The organism is Pseudomonas farris (assembly GCF_019145235.1).
GTDB lineage: Bacteria > Pseudomonadota > Gammaproteobacteria > Pseudomonadales > Pseudomonadaceae > Aquipseudomonas > Aquipseudomonas farris.
Map to the genome: position 1 here is coordinate 173223 of NZ_JAHSTV010000001.1, position 22316 is coordinate 195538.

General features: G+C 57.9%; 22 protein-coding genes. 12 read left to right on the forward strand and 10 right to left on the reverse strand.

The features are described 5' to 3' along the window. Nucleotides 1–69: 69 nt before the first annotated feature. The 4 genes from KVG95_RS00775 to KVG95_RS00790 form a co-directional block, all read right to left on the reverse strand. Complete coding sequence (locus KVG95_RS00775; RefSeq protein ID WP_052964869.1) at nt 70–849, reverse strand: ABC transporter permease; 780 nt, start codon at nt 847–849, stop codon at nt 70–72. Then, nucleotides 846–1778 carry an ABC transporter ATP-binding protein gene (locus KVG95_RS00780; RefSeq protein WP_217854178.1) on the reverse strand — a complete coding sequence of 311 codons (933 nt, stop codon included), beginning with the start codon at nt 1776–1778 and terminating at the stop codon, nt 846–848. Before KVG95_RS00780 ends, KVG95_RS00775 begins: the two co-directional genes overlap by 4 nt. Before the next feature lie 133 nt (nt 1779–1911). After that, entirely contained in the window at nt 1912–2535 is a 624-nt protein-coding gene (locus KVG95_RS00785; protein ID WP_217854179.1) for a glutathione S-transferase family protein, read from the reverse strand. Nucleotides 2536–2578: 43 nt separating this feature from the next. Beyond that, nucleotides 2579–3238 (reverse strand): transglutaminase-like domain-containing protein, encoded by a 660-nt coding sequence (locus KVG95_RS00790; RefSeq protein ID WP_217854180.1) that lies wholly within the window; start codon nt 3236–3238, stop codon nt 2579–2581. A 248-nt stretch (nt 3239–3486) separates the two neighbouring features. Here KVG95_RS00790 and KVG95_RS00795 point away from each other — a divergent pair, with 248 nt between their 5' ends. Both KVG95_RS00795 and KVG95_RS00800 read left to right on the forward strand, forming a co-directional pair. After that, on the forward strand, nt 3487–5934 hold the full coding sequence (locus KVG95_RS00795) for an acyl-CoA dehydrogenase (protein ID WP_217854181.1): 2448 nt from the start codon (nt 3487–3489) through the stop codon (nt 5932–5934). A gap of 109 nt (nt 5935–6043) precedes the next feature. Next, entirely contained in the window at nt 6044–6451 is a 408-nt protein-coding gene (locus KVG95_RS00800; protein ID WP_008012462.1) for a PA2817 family protein, read from the forward strand. 194 nt (nt 6452–6645) lie between these two features. Here KVG95_RS00800 and KVG95_RS00805 read toward each other — a convergent pair whose 3' ends face one another. Then, nucleotides 6646–7644: a LysR substrate-binding domain-containing protein gene (locus KVG95_RS00805; protein WP_201060630.1), complete on the reverse strand. Its 999-nt coding sequence runs from the start codon at nt 7642–7644 to the stop codon at nt 6646–6648. A gap of 90 nt (nt 7645–7734) precedes the next feature. Here KVG95_RS00805 and KVG95_RS00810 point away from each other — a divergent pair, with 90 nt between their 5' ends. The 3 genes from KVG95_RS00810 to KVG95_RS00820 all read left to right on the forward strand — a co-directional run bounded on the left by KVG95_RS00810 (nt 7735) and on the right by KVG95_RS00820 (nt 9865). Continuing rightward, complete coding sequence (locus KVG95_RS00810; protein WP_217854182.1) at nt 7735–8361, forward strand: alanyl-tRNA editing protein; 627 nt, start codon at nt 7735–7737, stop codon at nt 8359–8361. A gap of 93 nt (nt 8362–8454) precedes the next feature. Beyond that, entirely contained in the window at nt 8455–9225 is a 771-nt protein-coding gene (locus KVG95_RS00815; protein WP_052964876.1) for a 2OG-Fe(II) oxygenase, read from the forward strand. Nucleotide 9226: 1 nt separating this feature from the next. Then, nucleotides 9227–9865: a LysE family translocator gene (locus KVG95_RS00820; protein WP_052964877.1), complete on the forward strand. Its 639-nt coding sequence runs from the start codon at nt 9227–9229 to the stop codon at nt 9863–9865. A 65-nt stretch (nt 9866–9930) separates the two neighbouring features. On the opposite strand, the gene KVG95_RS00825 is transcribed toward KVG95_RS00820, so the two are convergent. Together KVG95_RS00825 and KVG95_RS00830 are read right to left on the reverse strand one after the other, a co-directional pair. Beyond that, entirely contained in the window at nt 9931–11172 is a 1242-nt protein-coding gene (locus KVG95_RS00825) for an OprD family porin (protein WP_217854183.1), read from the reverse strand. A 120-nt stretch (nt 11173–11292) separates the two neighbouring features. Then, entirely contained in the window at nt 11293–12576 is a 1284-nt protein-coding gene (locus tag KVG95_RS00830) for an MFS transporter (protein ID WP_038983634.1), read from the reverse strand. Between the two features lie 275 nt (nt 12577–12851). Between KVG95_RS00830 and KVG95_RS00835 the strand changes: the two genes are divergently transcribed. The 7 genes from KVG95_RS00835 to KVG95_RS00865 all read left to right on the forward strand — a co-directional run bounded on the left by KVG95_RS00835 (nt 12852) and on the right by KVG95_RS00865 (nt 18419). Then, nucleotides 12852–13799: a LysR family transcriptional regulator gene (locus KVG95_RS00835; RefSeq protein ID WP_192343974.1), complete on the forward strand. Its 948-nt coding sequence runs from the start codon at nt 12852–12854 to the stop codon at nt 13797–13799. A 91-nt stretch (nt 13800–13890) separates the two neighbouring features. Further along, a complete protein-coding gene (locus tag KVG95_RS00840; protein ID WP_217854184.1) occupies nt 13891–14694 on the forward strand; it encodes a putative hydro-lyase in 804 nt (267 codons plus the stop codon). An 82-nt stretch (nt 14695–14776) separates the two neighbouring features. Then, the gene (locus KVG95_RS00845; protein WP_217854185.1) at nt 14777–15334 is read left to right on the forward strand and encodes a hypothetical protein; all 558 of its coding nucleotides are present in this window, start codon (nt 14777–14779) and stop codon (nt 15332–15334) included. Nucleotides 15335–15730: 396 nt separating this feature from the next. Further along, nucleotides 15731–15976: a hypothetical protein gene (locus KVG95_RS00850; RefSeq protein WP_217854186.1), complete on the forward strand. Its 246-nt coding sequence runs from the start codon at nt 15731–15733 to the stop codon at nt 15974–15976. 101 nt (nt 15977–16077) lie between these two features. Continuing rightward, nucleotides 16078–17307: a type II and III secretion system protein family protein gene (locus tag KVG95_RS00855; RefSeq protein WP_038982062.1), complete on the forward strand. Its 1230-nt coding sequence runs from the start codon at nt 16078–16080 to the stop codon at nt 17305–17307. A gap of 113 nt (nt 17308–17420) precedes the next feature. Then, nucleotides 17421–18131 carry a tetratricopeptide repeat protein gene (locus KVG95_RS00860; protein WP_052964879.1) on the forward strand — a complete coding sequence of 237 codons (711 nt, stop codon included), beginning with the start codon at nt 17421–17423 and terminating at the stop codon, nt 18129–18131. A gap of 18 nt (nt 18132–18149) precedes the next feature. Continuing rightward, on the forward strand, nt 18150–18419 hold the full coding sequence (locus KVG95_RS00865) for a DUF3613 domain-containing protein (protein WP_123494614.1): 270 nt from the start codon (nt 18150–18152) through the stop codon (nt 18417–18419). Between the two features lie 474 nt (nt 18420–18893). Here the strand turns inward: KVG95_RS00865 and KVG95_RS00870 are convergent, their stop codons facing one another. The 3 genes from KVG95_RS00870 to KVG95_RS00880 are packed head-to-tail and all read right to left on the reverse strand — an operon-like array spanning nt 18894 to nt 22314. Further along, nucleotides 18894–19859: a type II secretion system F family protein gene (locus KVG95_RS00870; RefSeq protein ID WP_217854187.1), complete on the reverse strand. Its 966-nt coding sequence runs from the start codon at nt 19857–19859 to the stop codon at nt 18894–18896. A 29-nt stretch (nt 19860–19888) separates the two neighbouring features. Further along, nucleotides 19889–20875, reverse strand: a complete 987-nt coding sequence (locus tag KVG95_RS00875) for a type II secretion system F family protein (protein ID WP_217854188.1) — start codon at nt 20873–20875, stop codon at nt 19889–19891. Nucleotides 20876–20877: 2 nt separating this feature from the next. Then, nucleotides 20878–22314 carry a TadA family conjugal transfer-associated ATPase gene (locus tag KVG95_RS00880; protein WP_217854189.1) on the reverse strand — a complete coding sequence of 479 codons (1437 nt, stop codon included), beginning with the start codon at nt 22312–22314 and terminating at the stop codon, nt 20878–20880. Nucleotides 22315–22316: the final 2 nt, after the last annotated feature.

Here is a 22316-nt window from a genome sequence, read left to right on the forward strand (position 1 = left end):
CCGCTTGGGAGGCCGTTTTTTTTGCGGTGTTTGTGTTCACGCCATCGCGAGCAGGCGACGCGGTTTTCTTTAGGTACGCATCCCGCGCCCACTCACCAGCAACCGCGCACAACCGATATACAGCACAACGGTCGCAATGAGCATGAAGGTGATCGCCACGCTGATCTTGATATCCGACACACCGAGGATGCCGTAACGGAAGGCGTTGACCATGTGCAGCACCGGGTTGGCCAGTGACACTGTCTGCCAGAACGGTGGCAGCAAGCTGATCGAGTAGAACACTCCGCCCAGGTAGGTCAACGGCGTCAGCACGAATGTCGGGATGATCGAAATATCATCGAAGTTGCGCGCAAATACCGCGTTGATGAAACCCAGCAGCGAGAAGATCGTCGCCGTCAGCACCACCACCAGAACGGTCACGCCCAAGTGATGCACCTGTAAATGAGTGAAAAACAGCGACAGCAGGGTCACGATGATCCCGACCATCAACCCGCGCAGCACGCCGCCCAGGGTGTAGCCGATCAGAATCGTATGCGGTGACACCGGCGACACCATCAATTCTTCGATGGAACGCTGGAACTTGCTGCCAAAGAAACTCGACACCACGTTGCCGTAGGAGTTGGTGATCACCGACATCATGATCAGCCCCGGCACGATGTACTCCATGTAAGTGAAGCCACCCATGTCGCCGATCTGCCGACCGATCAGGTTGCCGAAGATAACGAAGTACAGAACCATGGTGATGGCCGGCGGCAGCAAGGTCTGCGGCCAGATCCGGGTGAAGCGCTTGACCTCACGGTAGACGATGGTATTGAGGGCAACGAGGTTGGGTTGCAGCTCGGAACTCATACCGCCACCTTCGACAGATTCTTCTCCACCAGGGACACGAACAACTCCTCGAGGCGATTGGTTTTGTTACGCAGGCTCAACACTTCGATGTTCTGCTGCGCCAATTGGGTAAACAGCGCGGTAATGCCCATGGCCTTGTCGACCTGGACTTCCAGGGTATGACTGTCGATCAGTTTGGTTGGGTAACCGAGCAACTGCGGGGCCACTTGCAAGGTGTTCTTCAAATCCAGCAGGAAGGTTTCGACATGCAGTTGGCTGAGCAACTGCTTCATGCTGGTGTTCTCGACAATGGTGCCGTGGTCGATGATGCCGATGTTGCGGCACAACTGCTCAGCCTCTTCCAGGTAGTGAGTGGTGAGGATGATAGTGATGCCTTTCTTGTTCAGTTCGGTGAGGAAGGTCCACATCGAGCGACGCAATTCGATGTCTACTCCCGCCGTCGGTTCGTCGAGGATCAGCAGGCGCGGTTCGTGAACCAGCGCACGGGCGATCATCAGTCGGCGCTTCATGCCGCCGGACAGGGAGCGCGACGGCACATCGCGCTTGTCCCACAGGCCCAGTTGGGTCAGGTACTGCTCGGCGCGTTCCTTGGCGATTTTCGGCGGAATGCCGTAGTAACCGGCCTGGGTCACGACAATGTCGAAGGTTTTTTCGAACTGGTTGAAGTTGAATTCCTGAGGCACCACGCCGATGGAGCGCTTGAGCTGCGCAGGATTCTTGTCCAGGTCGTGACCGAAGATGTTCACCGTTCCGCTGGTCTTGTTCACCAGGGTCGAGAGAATGCCGATGGTCGTGGATTTGCCGGCGCCGTTGGGGCCGAGCAAGGCGAAAAAGTCACCTTCGGCGACGTCCAGATCGATACCACTCAAGGCCTGGAAACCGTTGCCGTAGGTTTTGGTTAGCTGCCGGATGGACAGAGCGGAACTCATATCGGATTTACGCACCAAGAAGGGAAGAAAGGAATAAATAAGGGCGGGCGGCGAGCAATGCAACCGCGGCGCATGAGCGCAATGGTGCTTGTCGCTGCCGCACAAGTACAGTCAAGCGTGTCGATAGTGAGTATTAAGTCAACGCGGTCATGACGGCTTTGCGATACGCCGGACGTTGTTTCAGGCGCTCGTACCAGGCCTGCAAATGAGGCTGCGGCGCACGCTCGATCGGCATCTCGAACCAGGCATAAATGAAGCAGCCCAATGGGATGTCGCCCATGCCGATCTCATCGCCGGACAGGTACGGTTTGGCCGCCAGCGCTTGATCGGCCATCGACAGCAGACCGTCGCACTCTTTGATCGCGGCCTTGATGGCCGGCCAGTCCTGCTGGTCTTCCGGAGTGCGCAACACGCCCCAGAACACCGTGCGAAACGGGGCGGCAAAACTTGAGGTGGTCCAGTCCATCCACTTTTCCGCCGAAGCACGGGCCTGCAGATCTGTCGGATACCAGGCCGTATCACTGGCATGACGGGCCATCAGATAACGGACGATGGTGTTGGATTCCCACAGCACAAAACCGTCGTCTTCGATCACCGGCACACGGCCGTTGGGATTCATCGCGCGGTACTCAGGCGTGTCGACCACGCCAAAGGCGCCTCCGGCATCGATGGCTTCATAGGCCAGGTCCAGTTCTTCGGCCGCCCACAACGGCTTCCTGACATTCGACGAATTTTTCCGACCCCAGATCTTCAGCATGACCGCCCCTTTTTGGATGAATGCGCAGGCAGCATACGCCGGATCAGGCGCGACTCAAATCGCTCTGCATGTCACCCAGCAGCACCGGCAGTTGCTCGTCGAACAGATGCGGATAGCACTTTTCCAGGTGTTCGAAAAAGAATGCTTCCGGCACATCGGTGAACTGGCCGTGATCGATCAGGTACTCCATCAGTTGCTCGCCGTCACGGTTGAAGGGGTGGAACACGCTGTCGTTGATCCCGTCGAACTCCAGCGGCGCGACATTGAACAGTTTGCAGAGTTGTTGATTAAAAGCCGGCGTGGCTTTGACCCAACGATCGTTCAGATATAACTCGGTGTAGCCATGCATGGCGAACACATCGCTCTTGAGCAATTCGAGCAGACGCGGCGTCGACAAATGATTACGCACATCCGCCAGACCGATACGCGCCGGGATCCCGCAATGCCGGGCTGCACCGGCCAGCAACGTGGCTTTGGGCACGCAATAACTCTCCCCTGCCGCCAGCGCATAGCTGCCGCGCAAGGTCTCTGGATCGCGGCTGAAGGTGTACGGGTTGTAGCGCACGGCCTCGCGCACTGCGTAATAGAGATTGATCGCCTGTTCAAGCGGATCGCGCCCGGCGCCACGATGTTTTTCGGCGAACTCCACCACCGAGGGGTGGTCACTATCGATGAAGCGGCCGGGGCTCAGACATGCGTGCATAGGAACAATCTCCTGGGGGAAGCCACGAGTCTAGCGACACCTTCAGCACAGAGATAACGACGTTTCGGCCAAATATCAGCGTTTGCTGCCCTGTCGATAACAGCGCTCAACCGTCTGCCCTCGAAATAACTGACAAGTTTCAGCCGTTGATTCCTACAAACTCAGACCTATCGCTCTGACCTCCACTTTTATGGATGCCGTCTAAGCTCTGAAAGTGGTTTTGCCCTTGGCTTCATGGAGAATTGAATATGCTGCTGTTGTGGATACTGGTTCTGGTGGTCGGGATTGCCTATCTGGCCCATCGCCGCACTGCGCCACTGCCCGCCTTGGGCATCATCGCTGTCTATTTGCTGGCGATGGGCATCTTCAGCCATGCCCCCGTCTGGCTGATGCTGATTTTCTGGGTGATGCTCGCAGCCGTGGGCGCTTTCCTGTTGCTGCCGGATCTGCGCCGAAAACTCTTCACGGCGCCGATGTTCAGCTGGTTTCAAAAAAACCTGCCGCCGATGTCGCAAACCGAACGTGAAGCCATTGAAGCTGGCACGGTCTGGTGGGACGGCGAGCTGTTCAACGGCCGCCCGGACTGGAACAAGCTGCTGGCCTATCCAAAAGCACAACTGAGCGAAGAGGAACAAGCCTTCATCGATGGCCCGACCGAAGAGCTCTGCGCGATGGTCAGCGATTGGCAGATCGGCCAGTTGCTGGATCTGCCGCCCAAGGCTTGGGATCACATCAAACAACATGGCTTTTTTGCCCTGATCATTCCCAAAGAGTACGGAGGCAAAGGCTTCTCGGCCTATGCCCACTCTCAAGTGGCGATGAAACTGGCCACCCGCAGCGGCGACCTGGCGTCGACCGTCATGGTGCCCAATTCCCTCGGCCCGGCGGAACTGCTGCTGCATTACGGCACTGACGAACAGCGCAATCATTACCTGCCACGGCTGGCCCGTGGCGACGATATCCCCTGCTTTGCCCTGACAGGCCCGATGGCGGGCTCCAACGTCGGCGGGATGACCGATACCGGGGTGATCTGCAAAGGTGAATGGGAAGGCAAAGAAACCCTCGGCTTGCGTCTGAACTGGGAAAAGCGCTACATCACCCTCGGCCCGGTGGCGACCTTGATCGGCCTGGCCTTCAAGGCCTATGACCCGGATCATCTACTGGGCGACAAAGTCGACCTGGGCATCAGCCTCGCCTTGATTCCGAGCCAGACCCCCGGTGTAGAAATCGGTCGCCGTCACCTGCCGCTGGGCGCCTCGTTCATGAACGGCCCGAATTCCGGCAAGGATGTGTTCGTACCGCTGGAATTCATCATCGGCGGTCAGGAGATGCTCGGTGAAGGCTGGATGATGCTGATGAACTGCCTGTCAGTCGGGCGTTCCATTTCGCTGCCTGCCATCGGTACCGCTGCGGGTAAGTTCACCAGTCTGGTGACAGGCCAATACGCGCAGGTTCGCGAACAATTCAACGCACCGCTGTCAGCCTTCGAAGGGATTCAGGAAGCACTGGCGCGGATCGCCGGCAGCACCTGGCTGATGGACAGCGCACGGATGCTCACCGCCAACGCGGTCGACCTCGGCGAAAAGCCGTCGGTACCCTCGGCCATTATCAAATACCACCTCTCCGAACGCGGCCGCGAATGCATCAGCCACGCCATGGATGTTCACGGCGGCAGGGCCATCATCATGGGTCCGAACAACTACCTGGGGCGTAACTGGCAAGGTGCACCTATTGCCGTCACGGTCGAAGGTGCGAACATCCTGACACGCAGTTTGATGATCTTCGGCCAGGGTGCTATTCGCTGCCATCCGTTCGTACTCAAGGAGATGGCCCTCGCCCATCGCGAAGACAAACAACAGGCACTGGTCGAATTCGATGCACTGCTGCTCGACCACATTGGTTTTGCCGTGTGCAACGCCGCCAGCACCCTGGTGCTGAACCTCGGCCTCGGGCATTTCGAACACATGCCCGGGGACAGGCTCAGCCAAGGCTATTTCCGCGCCCTCAACCGTCAGGCCGCGGCCTTTGCCCTGGTGGCAGACCTGAGCATGATGCTGCTGGGCGGTGAACTCAAACGCCGCGAACGGCTGTCCGCACGTCTGGGTGATGTACTCAGCCATCTGTATCTGGCCTCCGGCGCACTCAAGCGTTATCACGATCTCGATTCGCCCGAGCATATGCACCCGCTGTTCGCCTGGGCCATGGAAGAGAGCCTCGGCCAGTCCGAACGTGCGCTGGACGAACTGCTGACCAACTTCCCGAACAAGGTGCTTGGATGCCTGCTGCGGGTGATGGTGTTTCCGTTCGGTCGTCACCACAGAGGCCCGTCGGACAGACTGGCGGCCAACGTCGCAGCCGTCATCGGCCGTCCCAAGGGCGATCCAACGCTTGAGGAGTTACTGGGGGGCTGCTATCGCCCGCAATCACCAGAAGACTCGGTCGGCGCTCTGCAGCACGCCTGCGATTTGCTGAACGCCGCCAAACCGCTACAGAAAAAACTCAATACGGCGCTGAAAAGTCGCCAGGTCAAACCCACTCTCGGAGAATCTGTCATCGATACCGCCCTGGAGGCCGGCGTCTTGCAACCGGTTGAAGCCCAGACTTTGCGCGAGGCAGAAGTGGCGCGACGCAAGGTGATCGATGTCGATGATTTCGACCCCAAGGAGCTGGTATTGGCCAAAGGCAAGGTTCGCTGATCCAGCAGACCGTGTGTCTTCTCGCTATCATGGGGGCTCTTTACCATGTGAAAAAGGGGCGCAGGAGCTTTATACTCTCGCGCCCGTTTTGCTCTTGAGGACTTATCTCGTGTCCAACGTCGTTGCCGATCATCTCGTCTTGCTCGACCACCTGCGCAGCATCCTGGTCGCCGTAGGTGAGGCCGAACAGGTTCCCGAAGAAAGCCATGCCTTGTTCCTGGAACGCTTCGACGAACTGCTGGCGTCATTGCCGATCGAACCGATCGAAAGCCAGTACCTGGGCCAGGACATCCTGACGCAGGTCATTTCCCGTTATCCGCAAATCGCCCACCTGATTCCACGGGACCTGCTGTGGTACTTCGCCGGCGACTGCCTGCACTACCTGTCCGACGAAGAAATCGACCTGTACCAGGCCCTTGAAGAGCGTCGCTTCGAAGCCGAACAGAACGACGAACCGTTCGACTGGAACCAGGAAAAACAGCTGCTGGCGATGTCGAACCAGGACAGCAAGCACTGATCCCACAGTCAGTAATGCAAAAGGCCCGCATGGTTGAATATGCGGGCCTTTTTTGTGGCATTTGCCGAGTGATGTGGTGTTTGGGCTGCCGTCTTCGCGAGCAAGCCCGCTCCCACATTGGATTTCTGTCGTACACAGAATCTGTGTCCACTGAAGATCCAATGTGGGAGCGGGCTTGCTCGCGAAAGGGCCCGTCAAAGCAACCCATCACTCTCCGGCAACTCATACGCCACCGCAACCGTGCCCAATGCACTTGGCTTGCCCGGCCTGCTCAAGGTTGGCTCCTTCTCCAGGCATTCCACCAGATAGTCGATCAACACCCGTAACTTGGGCGGTAGATAGCGGGTTGGCGAATGCAGCAGCCAGGCGCCTCCGTGGTAGGACGCCAGAAAAGTCCAGTCCGGCAGTACCTGCACGATCAGCCCTTGTTCCAGCGCATAACGGGCGGTGAAGTACGGCAGGCTGCCGATTCCGATGTGTTGCAATACCGCGCCCAGTCGCACGCCCGTGTGATTGGCGGCATAACGTCCGCGCACGCCGACGGTCACGGCTTTGCTGCCTTTCTTGAATTTCCAGCGCGCATCGCTCGGGGTTTCGCCCAGATAGATGCAGCTGTGGTTGAGTAAGTCGTGGGGATGAGTTGGCGTGCCGTGTTCGGCCAGGTATTGCGGGGTTGCGCAGAGCAAATGATCGATGGTCAGCAACTGCCGTCCCACCAGCCCCGCTGGCGGGCGGTCGGTAATTCGGATCGCCAGATCGACGTTGTCGTCGATCAAATCCACCTGACGGTCCTCGAGCAATAACTCCACATTCACTTTGGGATAGCGCCGCAGAAATTCCGGCATGTGTGGATGAATCACGAATCGCCCGACGGCCTTGGGCACGCTGACGCGCACCAGCCCTTCCGCTTCATGGGTGAACTGACCGCTGATTTCCATCACCGACTTCGCCGCGCTGACCATCTCCTGGCAACGCTTGAACACCTCTTCGCCACCGTCACTCAGGCGCAGCTTGCGCGTGGTTCGTTGCAGCAGCCGCGTGGCGAGTGCCTTCTCCAGCCGCGAAATGCTGCGACTCACCGCCGAGGGTGAAGAACCTAATTGACGCGCCGCTTCGGAGAAACTGCCGGTCTCGACAACCTTGACGAAAATCGCCATTTCACCAAGCAGCGGCAGGGGAAGATTTATGCTCACAGCGCAATAGTCCTTTGATGATTGAACGGATTATCACGCAATTCCACGGTTCATATAATAAAAATAGAAACTTTAATAAGGGCATGGAATATGACGCTTCGCCTCTTTTTCCATAGTGATGACCTCAAGGCCAATGTGGAAGTCCTGGATTGCACGCCCTACGAGAACGAATTCGCAGTAGTGCTGCGCGCCACACTGTTTCATCCCCAAGGCGGCGGGCAACCCTGGGATACCGGCTGGATCGGCGAAAGCCAGGTGCTGCGCGTGGTTCAGGATCCGGACCGGATCATCCACTTCGTCGACCACCCGGTAAAACTCGGCATGATCCAGATTCGGGTCGACGAGCAACGACGCCGGTTCAACACGCGCATGCATTCGGCGGGTCACCTGATTGGTCACTTCGTCCAGGCGATGGGCTGGATGCCGATCAAGGCTCATCACTGGCCGGATGAAGGACGTGTCCAGTTCAAGCCGGCTGATAGCGCGCAGGAGGTCGATGCCCAGACGATTCAACACGGCATCAAGCAATGGATCACCCATGACCTGCCGCGCCTGACGTCGTTGCGCGAAGGCGCCCGGGAAATCGGTTTCGGTGAACTGCCCGCCTACGGTTGCGGCGGCACCCATGTACGGAGCCTGAAGGATTTGGGCACGGTCACGATCGCTTCCCTTTCACAGAAAAAGGGAACGCTGTCAGTCCACTACAGCGTGGATTGAGCATTTGGGCGATGTCGGCCCCGTCATCGCCTGACGCCGGGGGAACCTGCGTTCGCGGGTTCTGTTGACTATCTGATAGATGGACCTAAAGACATGATGCTTGACGTCGAGCGTCTCGATGAGACGTGCATACAAAAACTGGCCAACGAAGAAGTCCTCGCCATCCGCGTCAAAGGCTTGTTGCCTCGGCCGCTGGCGATCCAGATCGGCGACAAGATTCTTGCCCCCGGCTTCGAAGGCTACATCAACGCGCCGAGCATCGGTCGCATTGGCATGGCGTTTTATGAAGCGGAAAACCAGCCGCTGCTGATCGAGGATTACTTCGAGCGCGCCACCAGCAATATCGCCGAATTGCGCAGCCGTTGCGCGCCCTACTCCTCTCCTGTCGATACGTTGCGCTGCATGCTCGACGAGTCTTGGCCGGCGGGGGCGCATCTGGAAAATCTCTACGGCCGAAAGATGTATGTAGGGCTATCCCGGGTCGTGAAACCCGGGGTGTGCTTCCTCGCCCATCACGACATCTTCGCCAAGGATGCCCCGGACAGCTTCCAGGCCAAAAGCCTGGAAGCGCAGTTCGCCTGCAACGTTTATCTGAACATGCCGACCGAGGGCGGCGCGTTGCAGATGTGGGACCACGACATTTCCCCGGACCAGTTCGACGAAATGCGTGGCGACAGTTACGGCATCGACCCGGCCTTGCTCGGCCCTCCAACCCTGGAGATTCGCCCTGAGTCGGGTGATTTCATCATGTTCAATTCGCGCTGCATGCATTCGGTCACCCCGGGTGTGGACGATCCGCGATTGAGCCTTTCCTTCTTTGTCGGCTATCGCGGCAATGCTTCACCCCTGACTTTCTGGAGCTGAGATGTTTTCGAATTACCTGGGCGAGTTTCTGGCGCTGGCAACGATCCACTTTCTGGCCGTGGTCGCTCCCGGACCGGACTTCGCCGTAACCATCCGCCAAAGCGTGCGTTTCGGCCGCTTAGTGGGGATTTGCACGGCGCTGGGCATCGGCGCGGGCATTTCCGTGCATGTGCTTTACACCTTGCTCGGCGTCGGTGCGCTGATGCACACCACACCCTGGTTGTTGACGGTGGCCAAGGTTGTGGGGGGCGCCTACATTTTGTACCTCGGCGTGAGCCTGATACGCAGCAAACCCAAATCGGCAATTGAAGGCGACAAGGGTGCAGAAGCGTCAGCTGAACGGCAGACCTTGTTCAAGGCCTTCAGCACGGGGTTTCTGACCAATGCCACCAACCCCAAGGCCACCCTGTTCTTTCTGGCAATCTTCACGACCATCATCAGCGCCACTACACCGTTGCAGATTCAGGCGCTGTACGGGTTGTGGATGTGTTTCGTGAATGCTTTGTGGTTCGTGATCGTGGCGCTGTTTTTTTCCAGCGCCCGGGTGCGATTGCTGTTCATGCGCATGGGGCACTGGTTCGAACGAACCATGGGGGTGATCCTGATTCTGTTCGCTGGCCGGTTGATTCTGTCGATGTAAAACAAACGGCCCGCCAGTCTGACTGGCGGGCCGTCGATTCATTGCTTGCTTGATAGCCCAGACATTTACCAAAGCGCCAGGGTATAGCTGACGATCAAGCGATTCTCATCCAGATCATTGCCAAAGTTCGAACGCACCGACGCGTTTCGCCATTTCAAGCCCAGGCCTTTCAACGTACCGTCCTGCACCACGTAAGCGATATCGGTGTCGCGCTCCCACTCCTTGCCTTCACCCGCAGCACTGCGCTGCACGTTATCCCCCGAGATGTAGCGGGTCATAAAGCTCAACCCCGGTACACCCAATGCGGCGAAGTTATAGTCATAGCGCGTTTGCCAGGAGTGTTCGTCAACGTTGGCAAAGTCATTGATCTGCACGAAGTTGACCAGGTACGGGTCGCTGCGTCCAATGTACGGAAACGGATCATCGCCGCTCATGCGCTGGTAGCCGAAGCCCAGCGCGTGACCGCCGAGACTGTAGGTAAACATCGCACCGAGAGCCTGGTTGTCGAGGTCAGGAAAGTTGCCATCTTCAATGCTGCGCGCATAGCGCACGTCGCTCTTGAGCGACTGGCCGGACCCCAGATCCAACAGGTGGACCAATCCGAGGTAGTTCTGCTGATAGATATTTTCCAGCTTGCCGTAGCGGTACTGCGCTGTCAGGTTCGGCAGGAATTGATAGTCAGCCCCGGCGAACTGGAACTTGTCGCTTTGCCCGCCGATGCGATTGGCAGTCATGTCCTGGTAGTCAGTGGAATCAACAAAGTTGATCTGCGTGAGTTGACCGGCGGTGAGCTTCAAACGGTCGATTTCCTGCACGTTGACCAGGCCGCCCTTGAAAGTTGACGGCAACAGGCGAGTGTCGTTGGAGTTCACCACCGGATCCTTGATCTGCAACGTCCCCAGCTTCAGGGTGCTCTTGGACCAGCGTGCTTTAGCTGTCAGGCCCAACTCGCCATAGCGATCTTGTGAGCCGCCCGACAGATCCGGCGGCAACAGATTAGTGCCCGCTGTGCCACCCCCGGAGTCCAGTTTAAAACCGGCCATGCCCAGCGCATCCAGACCAAAACCCAGCGTGCCGGCGGTATACCCGGACTCCATCCGCAACAGAAAACCCTGTGCCCATTCCTCGGCTTTGTCTCGCGAGCCGTCCTGACGGAAATCGCGATTGAAGTAAAAGTTGCGTGCTTCCAGGCTGCCTTTACTGTCGGCAATGAAATCCGCCTGAGCGGCCGCTGCGCCAAACACGCTCAAACCGAGCAATGTGCCGACCGGGAGGTACAACCGTTGGGTGGAAAGCGAATGGTGCATGCCGTGCTCCTGTTTCGGACGCGAGCGAGCCCTCTCGGGGGCGTTGCGATCGCGACCGATGTTTGTCGATTAGCAATGGATCAGCGACGTCTGGGCACAATTGCCCAGACGTGTCGGGGTTCAGGATTCGAGTTGGCGACCGCGGGTTTCCGGCAGGCTTAACGCGGCCAGAATCACCACGCCATAGGCACCGGCAGCGAAGATTCCGATCCCCGTACCAATCGGCAACGTTTCGCTCAGCGCACCGATGAACAACGGAAACAGCGCGGCGATGGAGCGCCCGGCGTTATAGCAAAAGCCCTGGCCCGAACCGCGCATGCGGGTCGGAAACAACTCGGTCAGAAAAGCGCCCATGCCGGCAAAAATGCCCGAAGCGAAGAAACCCAACGGAAAGCCCAGCCAGAGCATCCAGGTGTTGTCGATGGGCAGTTGGGTGTAAGCCAGGACGATCGCCATGGAGCCGACGGCAAACAGGATGAAGTTCTTCTTTCGGCCGATGGCATCGGTCAGCAACGCGCTGGTCACATAGCCGATGTAAGAGCCGACGATCACCATCGCCAGATAGCCGCCAGTCCCGAGCACGCTCAGGCCGCGCTCGGTTTTCAGGTAGGTCGGCAACCACGTGGTGATCGCGTAATAACCGCCCAGCGCGCCAGTGGTCAGCAACGAAGCGCGCAAGGTGGTACTGAGCATCCGAGGTGCGAAGATTTCAAAGAAGGCCCAACGCGAATCCTTTTCAGGCTTGGCCTTGCGCTCAATGCAGGCCTGTTCGAAGGTGTCCGACTCCTTGACCAGTCGGCGGATCACCAATACGAATAGCGCTGGCACCAACCCGATCATGAATAGCGCCCGCCAGGCCTCTTCCGGCGGCAGAAAGCTGAATAATCCGGCATAGAGCAATGCCGTAAGCCCCCACCCTAGCGCCCATCCGGCCTGCACCATGCCCACTGCCTTGCCGCGATCCTGAGAGCGAATCACCTCGCCAATCAGCACCGCACCCGCAGTCCATTCACCGCCGAAACCAAAGCCCATCAAAGTCCGGGCCACCAGCAATTGCTCGTAGTTCTGTGCCAGTCCGCAGAGGAAGGTGAAGAAGGCGAACCACAGCACCGTCAGTTGCAGGGTGAGCACCCGGCCGATGCGGTCGGACAGTATTCCGGCGATCCAGCCGCCCGCCGCCGAGGCCAGCAGCGTACAAGTGCCAATCATCCCGGCATCGCCCTTGGAGATACCCCAGGTTGCGATCAGGGTCGGAATGACGAAACTCAGCATCTGTGTGTCCATGCCATCCAGGGCATAGCCGATCTTGCAACTCCAGAAGGTACGCTTTTCATTTTTCGACAGGGGGCCGTACCAACTGAACGGGCCGGTGCGGCCCGAACCTGAAAGCACGTGGTCAGTCATGGTCTTTTCCATGGGAGTTCCTGCGGCAGCAAGCGAAGATGACGGACACGCCTCATTATTTTTTTGTGAAGGCGTTGTCGTGGGGGGCAGACGCAGTGGCTGCGTCGTGGAGCGGATTCTTCGCGCCAAGGCCAAACGGCGTCAAACGGGAAAAAAACGAGGTTATGCATAAGAAAATTTGATACCCCCGGCGACGAACTCTGGAGTAACAATTACTGCACCCCCACCACGGTTCTCTGTGGAAAAACAGTGAACGCCCCACCACGAGAACCGCCATGAACCTCAAATTTCTCGAAACCTTCGTCTGGGTCGCACGCCTGCAAAGCTTCAGCCTTACCGCCGAGAAAATGTTCAGCACTCAGGCGGCTATCTCCAGCCGGATTGCCTCGCTGGAAGAAGAGTTGGGCCTGCGTTTGTTCGTGCGCGATTCGCGCGGTGTGTCGCTAACGCTGGAAGGTCTCAAGGTGCTCGACTACGCCGAGCAGATGCTCGAGGTTCAGCGAGCGTTGAAACACTCGCTGGATAACACCAACCCGCAACAGGGCCTGGTGCGCATCGGTGTGATGGATACGGTGATCCATACCTGGCTCAGCCCGTTGATGTCGACCTTGATGCAGACCTTCCCCGCCGTGGAAATCGAGATCACGGCCGACGCCGCACGTAATCTGTGCGATCAGTTGCAAAAGGGCTATCTGGACATCGTGTTCCAGACGGACCTGATCCGCCACGAAAGTGTGCGCAACCTCGAACTGGCGCACTACCCCATGCACTGGATCGCCGCCAGTAACTCAATCTATGCCCGCCCCTATGCCTCACTGGCCGAAATGGCCAGTGAGCGCATCATCACCTTCGTCAAAAACTCCCGGCCGCATCAGGATGTACTCAACCTGCTACACGCCCACGGCATCAGCACGCCACGCGTCAGTTGCGTCAACTCGGTGTCGGCCATGACCCGGCTGATCCGTGACGGCTTCGGTATTGGTGCCTTGCCGGCCGCGCTGGTGGCCAAGCCCTTGGCCAGCGGCGAGCTGATTCAGCTGGAACCGGGCACCCGCTTGCCGCAACTGGATGTCGTGGCTTCATGGCGCGCCGGCGTCGGCCTGGAGTTGATCGAAAGCATCGTCGACATGAGCCGCCAGGTGGTCTCCCAATACGCTGCGGATGTCGGCCCGCTTCGAATGGTTCCGGCACCCGGTCTCAACAGCCGACGGACTCTTGAATAACTTTTTGTTGTCCCGGGGTAACAACATTCCTGGTTGGACGTCATCGTCATGGTTTTCTAAAAAGGGTCATCGAACCTGAAGAGATGCCGTGATGAGCCAACCCACCCTGTCTTTCGAACAACTAAGGCACAGCGTTCCACTGGCCCTGCGCCAATGCATCGCTGCCGGACAATATCAGGGCCACACCAGCGGCTTGGCCCAAGGTCGGGTGCAAGCCAATATCGTGATTCTGCCCACTGATTGGGCTAACGAGTTTCTCCGCTATTGCACGCTCAATCGGCAGGCTTGCCCGGTGCTCGACGTTACCGAACCGGGTGATCCGTATTTTCGCAATCTCGGCACAGCCATCGATATCCGCCACGAGGTGTCCCGATACAGGGTCTATCGCCATGGCGAACTGAGAGAAGAGCCGTCGGATATCGAGCATTTGTGGCAGGACGATCTGGTGGCCTTCGCCATCGGTTGCTCGTTCTCCTTCGAACAACCGCTGCTGGATGCCGGCATCGCCCTCAGACACATCGATCTGGGGCGCAATGTCGCCATGTACCGAACGAACATAGACACCCGCCCTACCGCGCGCCTGAGCGGCAAGCTGGTGGTGAGCATGCGCCCGATGAAGGCCGCCGCGGCGATCCAGGCGATCCAGATCACCGCACGCATGCCCAACGTCCACGGCGCACCTGTGCACATCGGTGATCCGGCGCTGATCGGCATCGATTCACTCAGCAGCCCGGACTACGGCGATGCCGTGCCAGTCGAAGCCGATGAAATCCCGGTATTTTGGGCCTGCGGTGTGACCCCGCAATCGGTGGTGCAAACTTCGCGTCCGCCACTGTGCATCACCCACGCCCCCGGCTGCATGCTGGTAACGGATGTTTTGAATAGTGCTTTGTAAATGAGTGCGGGCTCGCGTGAAATAGTAACGTGAGCCTTGGATTGGACTGTTTTCAACCTGATATGGATGCCACGGACAAACAATGAACACTGCTCAACAATCGATTCGACAGTACATAAACGCCAAGGACGGTAACCGCCCACATTTGTTACCCCAGGCCTTTGCGCCAGACGCGATCCTGGACATGGTTGTGCACACCGGGTCTATCTCGTTTCCACCCCACGTTGAAGGCATTGGACCTATTGGCGATGTGCTGGTCAGGCGATTCGGCCAGACCTTCGAAAACGTCTATACCTTTTGCCTGGGACTCCCACCTGAACCGCAGGCCAAAACATTCCAGTGCAAATGGCTGGTCGGCATGTCCGACAAGAGCTCCGGTGAAGCCCGAGTCGGTTGCGGTCTGTATGAGTGGCAGTTCAGCCCCGAGTCGAGACTTGTCGAGAGGCTCACTATCACCATTGAACACATGAAAACCCTGCCGGCGACTGATCTGCACTGCATCATGGAGTGGGTATCGCAACTGGACTACCCATGGTGCAGTTCGCAAGCGTTAGTGAACAATGTTCCTGACATCGACACGCTTGAAGAGGTGATCCAGTACCTTGCGGCCAATACTCCAACCTGCACTTCGCAGGTGTAGAGCTACACAATCAGTCGTATTCAGCTTCCTTGTCATATCCCGCCAGATGCCGTTGTTACTATTGGTCTGCATTCGAGAATGTACAAACCGGCACGCCTGAGAACGCCACTCAATGAGTGGCGTTTTTGTGAAATATGCAGCGCAAACCCCAAAGAAAAACTCGCGGGACCGTAAAGCACCCCTTATTCCATCAGCATCCGGCGCAATACCAATGATTGCGTGGCCTGACCGTGGCTGTCAGAAAAAAACCGGCATATGTATCGAAAGTTTTCGTTCAAAGCATGGCGCTTTGCCTTGGTTGAACTACCTTTCAAACAAGAAGAAGACATAACGGTTCGAAATGCCACGTTAGGTTCAGCGATCAGATAGCGGAATGGCAAAAGGAGTTACCTCACTATGATCCTGGCAAGCATTTTCCGGCTCTTTGCTTTGATTGCCGGTTGCTTTTTAGGGGAGTCAGGTCGGCGCAAAGTGCCGTCTTTAGCTGCAGTTGCTTTCGAGTCTGAGCCTATCGCTCGGCTCGACAGCTCAGGTATCTGGATCACTAAAAACCGTTATAGCGAAGGTCGCTCGTTGTTCCGTCAGAACAGCGTATTGCAGTTGCTTGCATGTAGCACCACGGAATATTGCCGGGGCCATTAGTCAGGGGTCTGGCGGGGTAGAGGGCCGACCAAGGCCCCTTGTAGTGATCCGAGGCAACCTAGTTAGCCTCAAAGATGGCCTATTCAGCGAGGATGCACTTAATGAGCTATCGTACCGTGCCCGCTTTCAAGCGAATTATCCATGGCCTGTTCTGGACGGGCCTCAGCGTGAATGCGGCTCAGGCCGCGCCGGCCAATTGTTCACAACTGGATAATATGCCGACAACGTTTGAGGTCGGTCAGGGGCTCCAGAATGAACTGCGCGTCCCCGTCCCGGTGACACAGCTGGCAGTCGGCGATCCGAAAATCGCCGACGTGCAACCCAGCGGCAACAACCCCAACGCCTTCTTGCTCACCGGTATGGCGCCGGGGACCACCAGCCTGATGGTCTGGACCGCCTGTTCGACAACGCCGCGCCAAAGCATGGTATTCGTCAAGGGCAAGGCCACCGCGGCGCTCACCAGTGTCTCGACAGTGCCTTCCGAAGACCCGCTGTTGCCGATCCAGGTGCAAACCGACATCCGCTTCGTTGAAGTAAGCCGGACCAAACTCAAGGAAGCCAATGCCTCGATTTTTGGCCGCCAAGGCAACTTCCTGTTCGGCTCACCGAGAACCTTGCCCACCGTCGGCGGCATTGTCACTCCGTCGGTGCCGGTGAACAACGGCATGTTCAACTTCGCTTTTGCGTCCAGCGATACTCTAGTGTCGATCAACGCGCTGGAAGGCAGCGGTTTCGCCTACACCCTGGCACGACCAAGCCTGGTCGCGCTCAGCGGGCAGAGTGCGAGCTTCCTGGCCGGTGGTGAAGTACCGATTCCAGTGCCCAGTTCCGGCAGCGATAACGTGTCCATCGAGTACAAGGAATTCGGTATTCGCCTGACCCTGACGCCGACCATCATCGGGAAAAACCGTATCGCGCTGAAGGTGGCGCCGGAAGTCAGTGAACTGGACTTCACCAACGCCGTAAGCATCGCCGGCACCATCGTTCCGGCGCTGACCATTCGACGTACCGACACCAGCATCTCCCTGGCCGACGGCGAAAGCTTCGTCATCAGCGGCCTGATCAGCACCCGCAACAGTTCCCAGGTGAACAAGTTTCCGGGGCTGGGCGATATCCCGATTCTGGGCGCGTTCTTCCGCGACAACAGCGTCAACCGTGAAGAGCGTGAACTGCTGATGATCGTTACCCCGCATCTGGTCCAGCCACTGGCTGCCAATGCACAACTACCGTCATTGCCTGGCGAGCAGCTGCGCAATTACGACCCGAACTTCTACCGTATGTTCTTCCTCGAAAATGGCGATTTCGACAGTCGCTCCGGGCTCTCGCAATGAGCCTGAATCAGACTTGCCTCGACCTCACTCGTAACGGTGATCTTGAACGCTTGCCAAGCCAGCTTTATTGCCATTGGCCAGGCGTTCAACGTGTTGTAGCCAGAGGACACTCGATGAAAGCAGTCATTGCAATAGCGGCGACAATCATGCTCACAGGTTGTGCCAGCAATGGCTTGTCGTCGCGACCGGCTGAGTGTGCCAAGCCCGCTTCGGATCAAGAGCTGGCCCTGAGCTTGGCCGATAACATGGTCAATGAGGGCCGTTTGTATGCCAGCCTGGCGAATCTTGAAGGTTTGCCCGACAACCTGGTTCAGGTTCGCCTGCGCAAGGCTCGGGTGCTGCGCTTGATGGGGCGTAACGAGGCGGGGCCGTTGTATCAAAGCTTGCTCGGCACCTGTATGGCCGCTGACGGGGAACATGGCTTGGGCCAGTTGGCCGCGGCCAAAAATGATTACGCCAACGCTACCACTCACCTTGAGCGCGCGGTGAAGATGGCCCCCACCGACGACAGGATGCGCAATGACCTGGGGGTGGTCTACCTCAATCAACGACGGATCCCTGAAGCACGCTTTGAGTTCATGACTGCCATGGAGCTCAAACAGTCCAATTCACTGGCGGCACTGAATATGGTGACGCTGCTGATCTATCAGGATAACTGGAAGGCAGCTTCCGAACTCGTGACCCGCGCCAGCTTGAGTCCTCAGCAAGTCGCAGAGGCTCAGAGCCGCGCGGAAAAACTCAAGGCTTCTGCTAAAAAAGCAGTGGCATCCGAGGGGAATCGCAGAACTGAGGTAGCCGCTGCCTCATCCAGTGCGACCAAGTAAAACGTACGAGGAGTCGAGATGAATACCAAGAGGCTGTTGATTGTGTGCATGGCTTGCCTGTCCACCAGTGCCTGGGCTATTGAACCGGGTCCCTCTTCGAAGGAGCAAAAAGGCACCGAGCAGTGGATGCAGCTACAGATTCGCGGCATCGTTGCTTCGCCAAAACTGCAAACCGCTTCGGCCACCGAACGTGACCTGGCCATGCAGCGTTGGCTGAACAGCTTCAACTACCCGATTCCGGAGTTTTTTGACCAGGATGCAGCGGGAAAAATGACCATCAGCAACTGAAATACGTCAATGGGTGATCAGCCTCTGGCTTAGTCCAGAGTGGCCTGGCTGCAAAGCCGGGCTAGATGTCGTGTGCAGGAAAGCATGGCATCTACAAATTATCCAAGCCAGGCCGAATTACCCTGTAAGAGCTGCCGCGAGCTGCGATCTTTTGCTCTTCCGCGATCACTCGGCCATCAAAATCAAAAGATCACAGGCTTCGCCAGCTCCTACGCTTGACCGCGTCGGTGTTCCTGAAAGGGGTGTCTGGTACCTATCGCTTGCGCCTTGACCAGCCTGTCACCGAGCGTATCGCGGCAATCAGCGCCAGGTCGTGATTAACAGATAAACGCAGGCTGCGATCTTTTGATTCAGAGGCCTGGGCAACGAATTGCCTGCCAGAAAAATCAAAAGATCGCAGCCTGCGTCAGCTCCTGCAGGGGATGTGTAAAAGCTCGGTTGGCAAGGCCATCCTATTCGACAGCAAGGACCTCATTACTTCCCGAATGCCTTGAACACCCCGATCATGGCGGGGCCAATGGCTACCAGAAAGAAGCTCGGCCACAAACAGAAAATCAGAGGGAATATCATCTTGGTGCCGATTTTCGCCCCCATCTCTTCGGCGGCCTGCGTACGCCGGTCACGGAACTCATCGGCATAGATGCGCAAGGTATCGGCCACGCTGGTACCAAAGCGAATACTCTGCGCCAACAGGCTGACCAACCCTTGTACGTCCTCCAGACCAGTACGCACGGCCAGTTGCTTGAGCGCCTCGGTACTGGAAATGCCCGCGCGGATTTGCGCATTGACCAGGGCCAGTTCTTCAGCCAGTTCAACCTGACTGACCGACATCTCTTCAGCCACCCGTTCGATCGTCAGGGGCAAGGCCAGGCCCGATTCCACGCAAACCACCATCAGGTCCAGAGCATCCGGAAAGGCGGCACGCAGTCTGCCCTGCCTCGCCTGCTTGCGTTTTCCGATATACAACGCGGGTAGCAACCAACCGACAGCAGCAGCCGCTAACACCAGCGACAACCCCGTAATCAGAGAAAGCCTGGGAATCAGCGGCAACGCCAACAGCGCAAGGCCAACCAATATCAGTGGCAACAACAAGCGCACCGCCCAATACATCTGGGTTGCCGACGATGAGCGGTAACCGGCGTGCATCAACAGGGTTTGTGTAGCGGACGTCTGACCCGCCTCAGTCGATGCAAAGCGTTGACCGACCCGCTCCAGCAATAACTGCAGATTTCCCGGTGCATCCTGCCCGACTGAACTCCCCGAATGACCGCGCTTGATCAACGCCAGGCGACGCCGCACAGGATCCTGCAGCCCCAACAGCAGCAGCATCACGGTGATGATGGCGAGCACTGCACTCAGACTCATCGCACCGATAAACAACAGGCGTGCCATCTCCTCATTGCCTGTTACTCGACTGAACAACCCGAGTAAAAAATCCATGACCGGTACCTCCACATGGCGAATAACGCTTAAACCTGAATCCGGATGATTTTGCGAATCCAGAAAATCCCGATCAACATGCCACCAAAAGCGGCGAAGATCAGCTTATGACCGACCGGATCATTGAGCAGCACCGGCAAGTAGGTAGGACTGGTGAACACGATCACTGCCGCCAGCACGAAGGGAATGGCCACCAGTATCCAGGCCGACATCCGCCCTTCGGCCGACAGGGTCTTGACCTTGCGCTGGAAGCGAAAGCGTCCGCGGATCAGACGGCTCAGACGCTCCAGCACCTCAGTCAGATTGCCGCCGGTCTCGCGATGGATGAGGATCGAGGTCACCAGCATCATCACCGTCATGCTCGGCATACGCTCGAGCAGGCCGAGCATGGCCCGGCGCACATCGTTGCCATAGTTGATATCGGCGAAGGTCAGGCCGAACTCATGAGCAACCGCTCCCTTATGCTCTTCGGCAACCAGGCGCAAGGTTTCGTTGAAAGGGTGCCCGGCGCGTAGGGCACGGCACATGGCATCCAGCGCATCCGGCAGACCTTCCTCAAACTCAGCGAAACGTTTGCCACGGTCACGAAAAACTTTCAGCAGGGGTAACCAGAACACCCCGAAACCCGCCAGCAGCGCCATCCACCAGATTGACGAGATCATCCAGATCGAGACGCCCGCGCAGGCGCCCAGGAACAACCCAAGCAATAACACCCGATAGGCCCGATATTCGTGTCCGGCCTGCTCGATCACCTGTGTCAGGTTCGCCATGAAGGGCAATTGCTCGAGCATGGCCTCCAGTGGCGACAAGCGCGTCAGGTATTTCTGCCGCAACACCGTCTGCATGTTGGGCAAATTGTTGGCTTTCTCAAGCACATGCAGACGACCGCGGATGCGCTTGCGCATCTTGCCGGCCTCGCCGAACACCGGCACCACCACGCCTTGGGACAGGAGGAACACGGCGATAAACACCATGCCGAGGAACATCAGAATGAATTCGCCAGGAATATTGTTCATGACTACCGTGCCTCCATCCACTCAGGCCTGAACATCGTAAGCGGCAATTCGATACCGCGTTTGGCCAGCACATCGCGGAAGGCCGGGATCATGCCGCTGGGGCGATAATCACCTAGCACCTCGCCGTTTTCGCCCATGCCTTGACGCGCAAAGGAGAATATTTCGGTCATGGTGATGATCTCGCCTTCCATGCCGTTGATCTCTTGCACACTGACCAGGCGGCGCTTGCCATCCTCCTGACGTTCCAGCTGGATCACCACATCAATGGCCGAAGCGATCTGCTGACGCATGGCTTTGATCGGGAAGGTCGCCCCGGTCATCGACACCATGTTCTCGATTCGCCCCAACGCATCACGTGCAGTGTTGGCGTGGATGGTGGTCAGCGAGCCGTCGTGGCCGGTGTTCATCGCCGTCAGCATGTCCAACGCCTCGGCCCCGCGCACTTCGCCGATCACAATGCGATCCGGGCGCATCCGCAGGCTGTTGCGCACCAATTCCCGCTGGCTCACCTCGCCACGCCCTTCAATGTTGGAAGGTCGGGTTTCCAGGCGCACCACATGGGGCTGCTGCAGTTGCAGTTCGGCCGAGTCTTCGATGGTGACGATCCGCTCGTTTTGCGGAATGAAACTGGACAGCACATTGAGCATGGTGGTCTTGCCGCTGCCGGTACCGCCGGAAATCAGCACGTTCAAGCGTCCACGGACAATCGCCTTGAGCAGCAGGGCAATGGCCGGGGTTAACGTCCCCACCGAGATCAGGCTGTCGGTGTTGAGCAGGTCCACCGCAAAGCGGCGAATCGACATGCTCGGGCCGTCGATTGCCAGCGGCGGGATGATCGCGTTAACCCGCGAACCGTCCTTGAGTCGGGCGTCCACCAACGGTGAGGACTCGTCGATACGCCGGCCGAGGCTGGACACAATGCGGTCGATGATGTTCAGCAAATGCTGATCATCGCGAAAGCGCACATCGGTCCGTTGCAGTTTGCCAAAACGTTCGACATAGACCGAGGCAAAGCCGTTGACCAGAATGTCGGACACGCTGTGATCGGCCAGCAACGGCTCCAATGGACCCAGGCCCAGCACCTCGTCGGTGATCTGCTTGATAATCAACTGGCGGCTGACGGAACTCACCGGCGCCGAATGTTCATCGAGCAAGCGCTGGCAAATATCACGAATCTGCCGCGTAGCCTCGGCCTGCTCAAGGGAGTCCAGCAAGGACAGGTCCATGACCTTGAGCAACTGCTGGTAGATCTTTTCCCGCCACTCGGCTTCCACTGGGGTGACCTGGCTTCTGGTTTCGTAAAGAACGTCCGGCGCCGCACGTTCCCACGCCATTATTTCCTCTGCCGGGTCCAGCAGGTCGTCGCCCAGCTGAGTCGCCGACGAAGAGGCGGGTTTACCGGACTGTTTGCGCAAGCGGTTACGAAAGTCGCTGATCATGG

What these genes read in the sequence shown, in the direction of transcription:
- KVG95_RS00795 (WP_217854181.1), top strand. Translation starts at nt 3,487, where the DNA reads ATGCTGCTGTTGTGGATACTGGTTCTGGTGGTCGGGATTGCCTATCTG.
- KVG95_RS00815 (WP_052964876.1), top strand. Translation starts at nt 8,455, where the DNA reads ATGATGCTTGACGTCGAGCGTCTCGATGAGACGTGCATACAAAAACTG.
- KVG95_RS00870 (WP_217854187.1), bottom strand. Translation starts at nt 19,859, where the DNA reads ATGGATTTTTTACTCGGGTTGTTCAGTCGAGTAACAGGCAATGAGGAG.
- KVG95_RS00775 (WP_052964869.1), bottom strand. Translation starts at nt 849, where the DNA reads ATGAGTTCCGAGCTGCAACCCAACCTCGTTGCCCTCAATACCATCGTC.
- KVG95_RS00855 (WP_038982062.1), top strand. Translation starts at nt 16,078, where the DNA reads ATGAGCTATCGTACCGTGCCCGCTTTCAAGCGAATTATCCATGGCCTG.
- KVG95_RS00850 (WP_217854186.1), top strand. Translation starts at nt 15,731, where the DNA reads ATGATCCTGGCAAGCATTTTCCGGCTCTTTGCTTTGATTGCCGGTTGC.
- KVG95_RS00780 (WP_217854178.1), bottom strand. Translation starts at nt 1,778, where the DNA reads ATGAGTTCCGCTCTGTCCATCCGGCAGCTAACCAAAACCTACGGCAAC.
- KVG95_RS00835 (WP_192343974.1), top strand. Translation starts at nt 12,852, where the DNA reads ATGAACCTCAAATTTCTCGAAACCTTCGTCTGGGTCGCACGCCTGCAA.
- KVG95_RS00865 (WP_123494614.1), top strand. Translation starts at nt 18,150, where the DNA reads ATGAATACCAAGAGGCTGTTGATTGTGTGCATGGCTTGCCTGTCCACC.
- KVG95_RS00840 (WP_217854184.1), top strand. Translation starts at nt 13,891, where the DNA reads ATGAGCCAACCCACCCTGTCTTTCGAACAACTAAGGCACAGCGTTCCA.
- KVG95_RS00830 (WP_038983634.1), bottom strand. Translation starts at nt 12,576, where the DNA reads ATGACTGACCACGTGCTTTCAGGTTCGGGCCGCACCGGCCCGTTCAGT.
- KVG95_RS00845 (WP_217854185.1), top strand. Translation starts at nt 14,777, where the DNA reads ATGAACACTGCTCAACAATCGATTCGACAGTACATAAACGCCAAGGAC.
- KVG95_RS00825 (WP_217854183.1), bottom strand. Translation starts at nt 11,172, where the DNA reads ATGCACCATTCGCTTTCCACCCAACGGTTGTACCTCCCGGTCGGCACA.
- KVG95_RS00790 (WP_217854180.1), bottom strand. Translation starts at nt 3,238, where the DNA reads ATGCACGCATGTCTGAGCCCCGGCCGCTTCATCGATAGTGACCACCCC.
- KVG95_RS00820 (WP_052964877.1), top strand. Translation starts at nt 9,227, where the DNA reads ATGTTTTCGAATTACCTGGGCGAGTTTCTGGCGCTGGCAACGATCCAC.
- KVG95_RS00785 (WP_217854179.1), bottom strand. Translation starts at nt 2,535, where the DNA reads ATGCTGAAGATCTGGGGTCGGAAAAATTCGTCGAATGTCAGGAAGCCG.
- KVG95_RS00880 (WP_217854189.1), bottom strand. Translation starts at nt 22,314, where the DNA reads ATGATCAGCGACTTTCGTAACCGCTTGCGCAAACAGTCCGGTAAACCC.
- KVG95_RS00810 (WP_217854182.1), top strand. Translation starts at nt 7,735, where the DNA reads ATGACGCTTCGCCTCTTTTTCCATAGTGATGACCTCAAGGCCAATGTG.
- KVG95_RS00860 (WP_052964879.1), top strand. Translation starts at nt 17,421, where the DNA reads ATGAAAGCAGTCATTGCAATAGCGGCGACAATCATGCTCACAGGTTGT.
- KVG95_RS00875 (WP_217854188.1), bottom strand. Translation starts at nt 20,875, where the DNA reads ATGAACAATATTCCTGGCGAATTCATTCTGATGTTCCTCGGCATGGTG.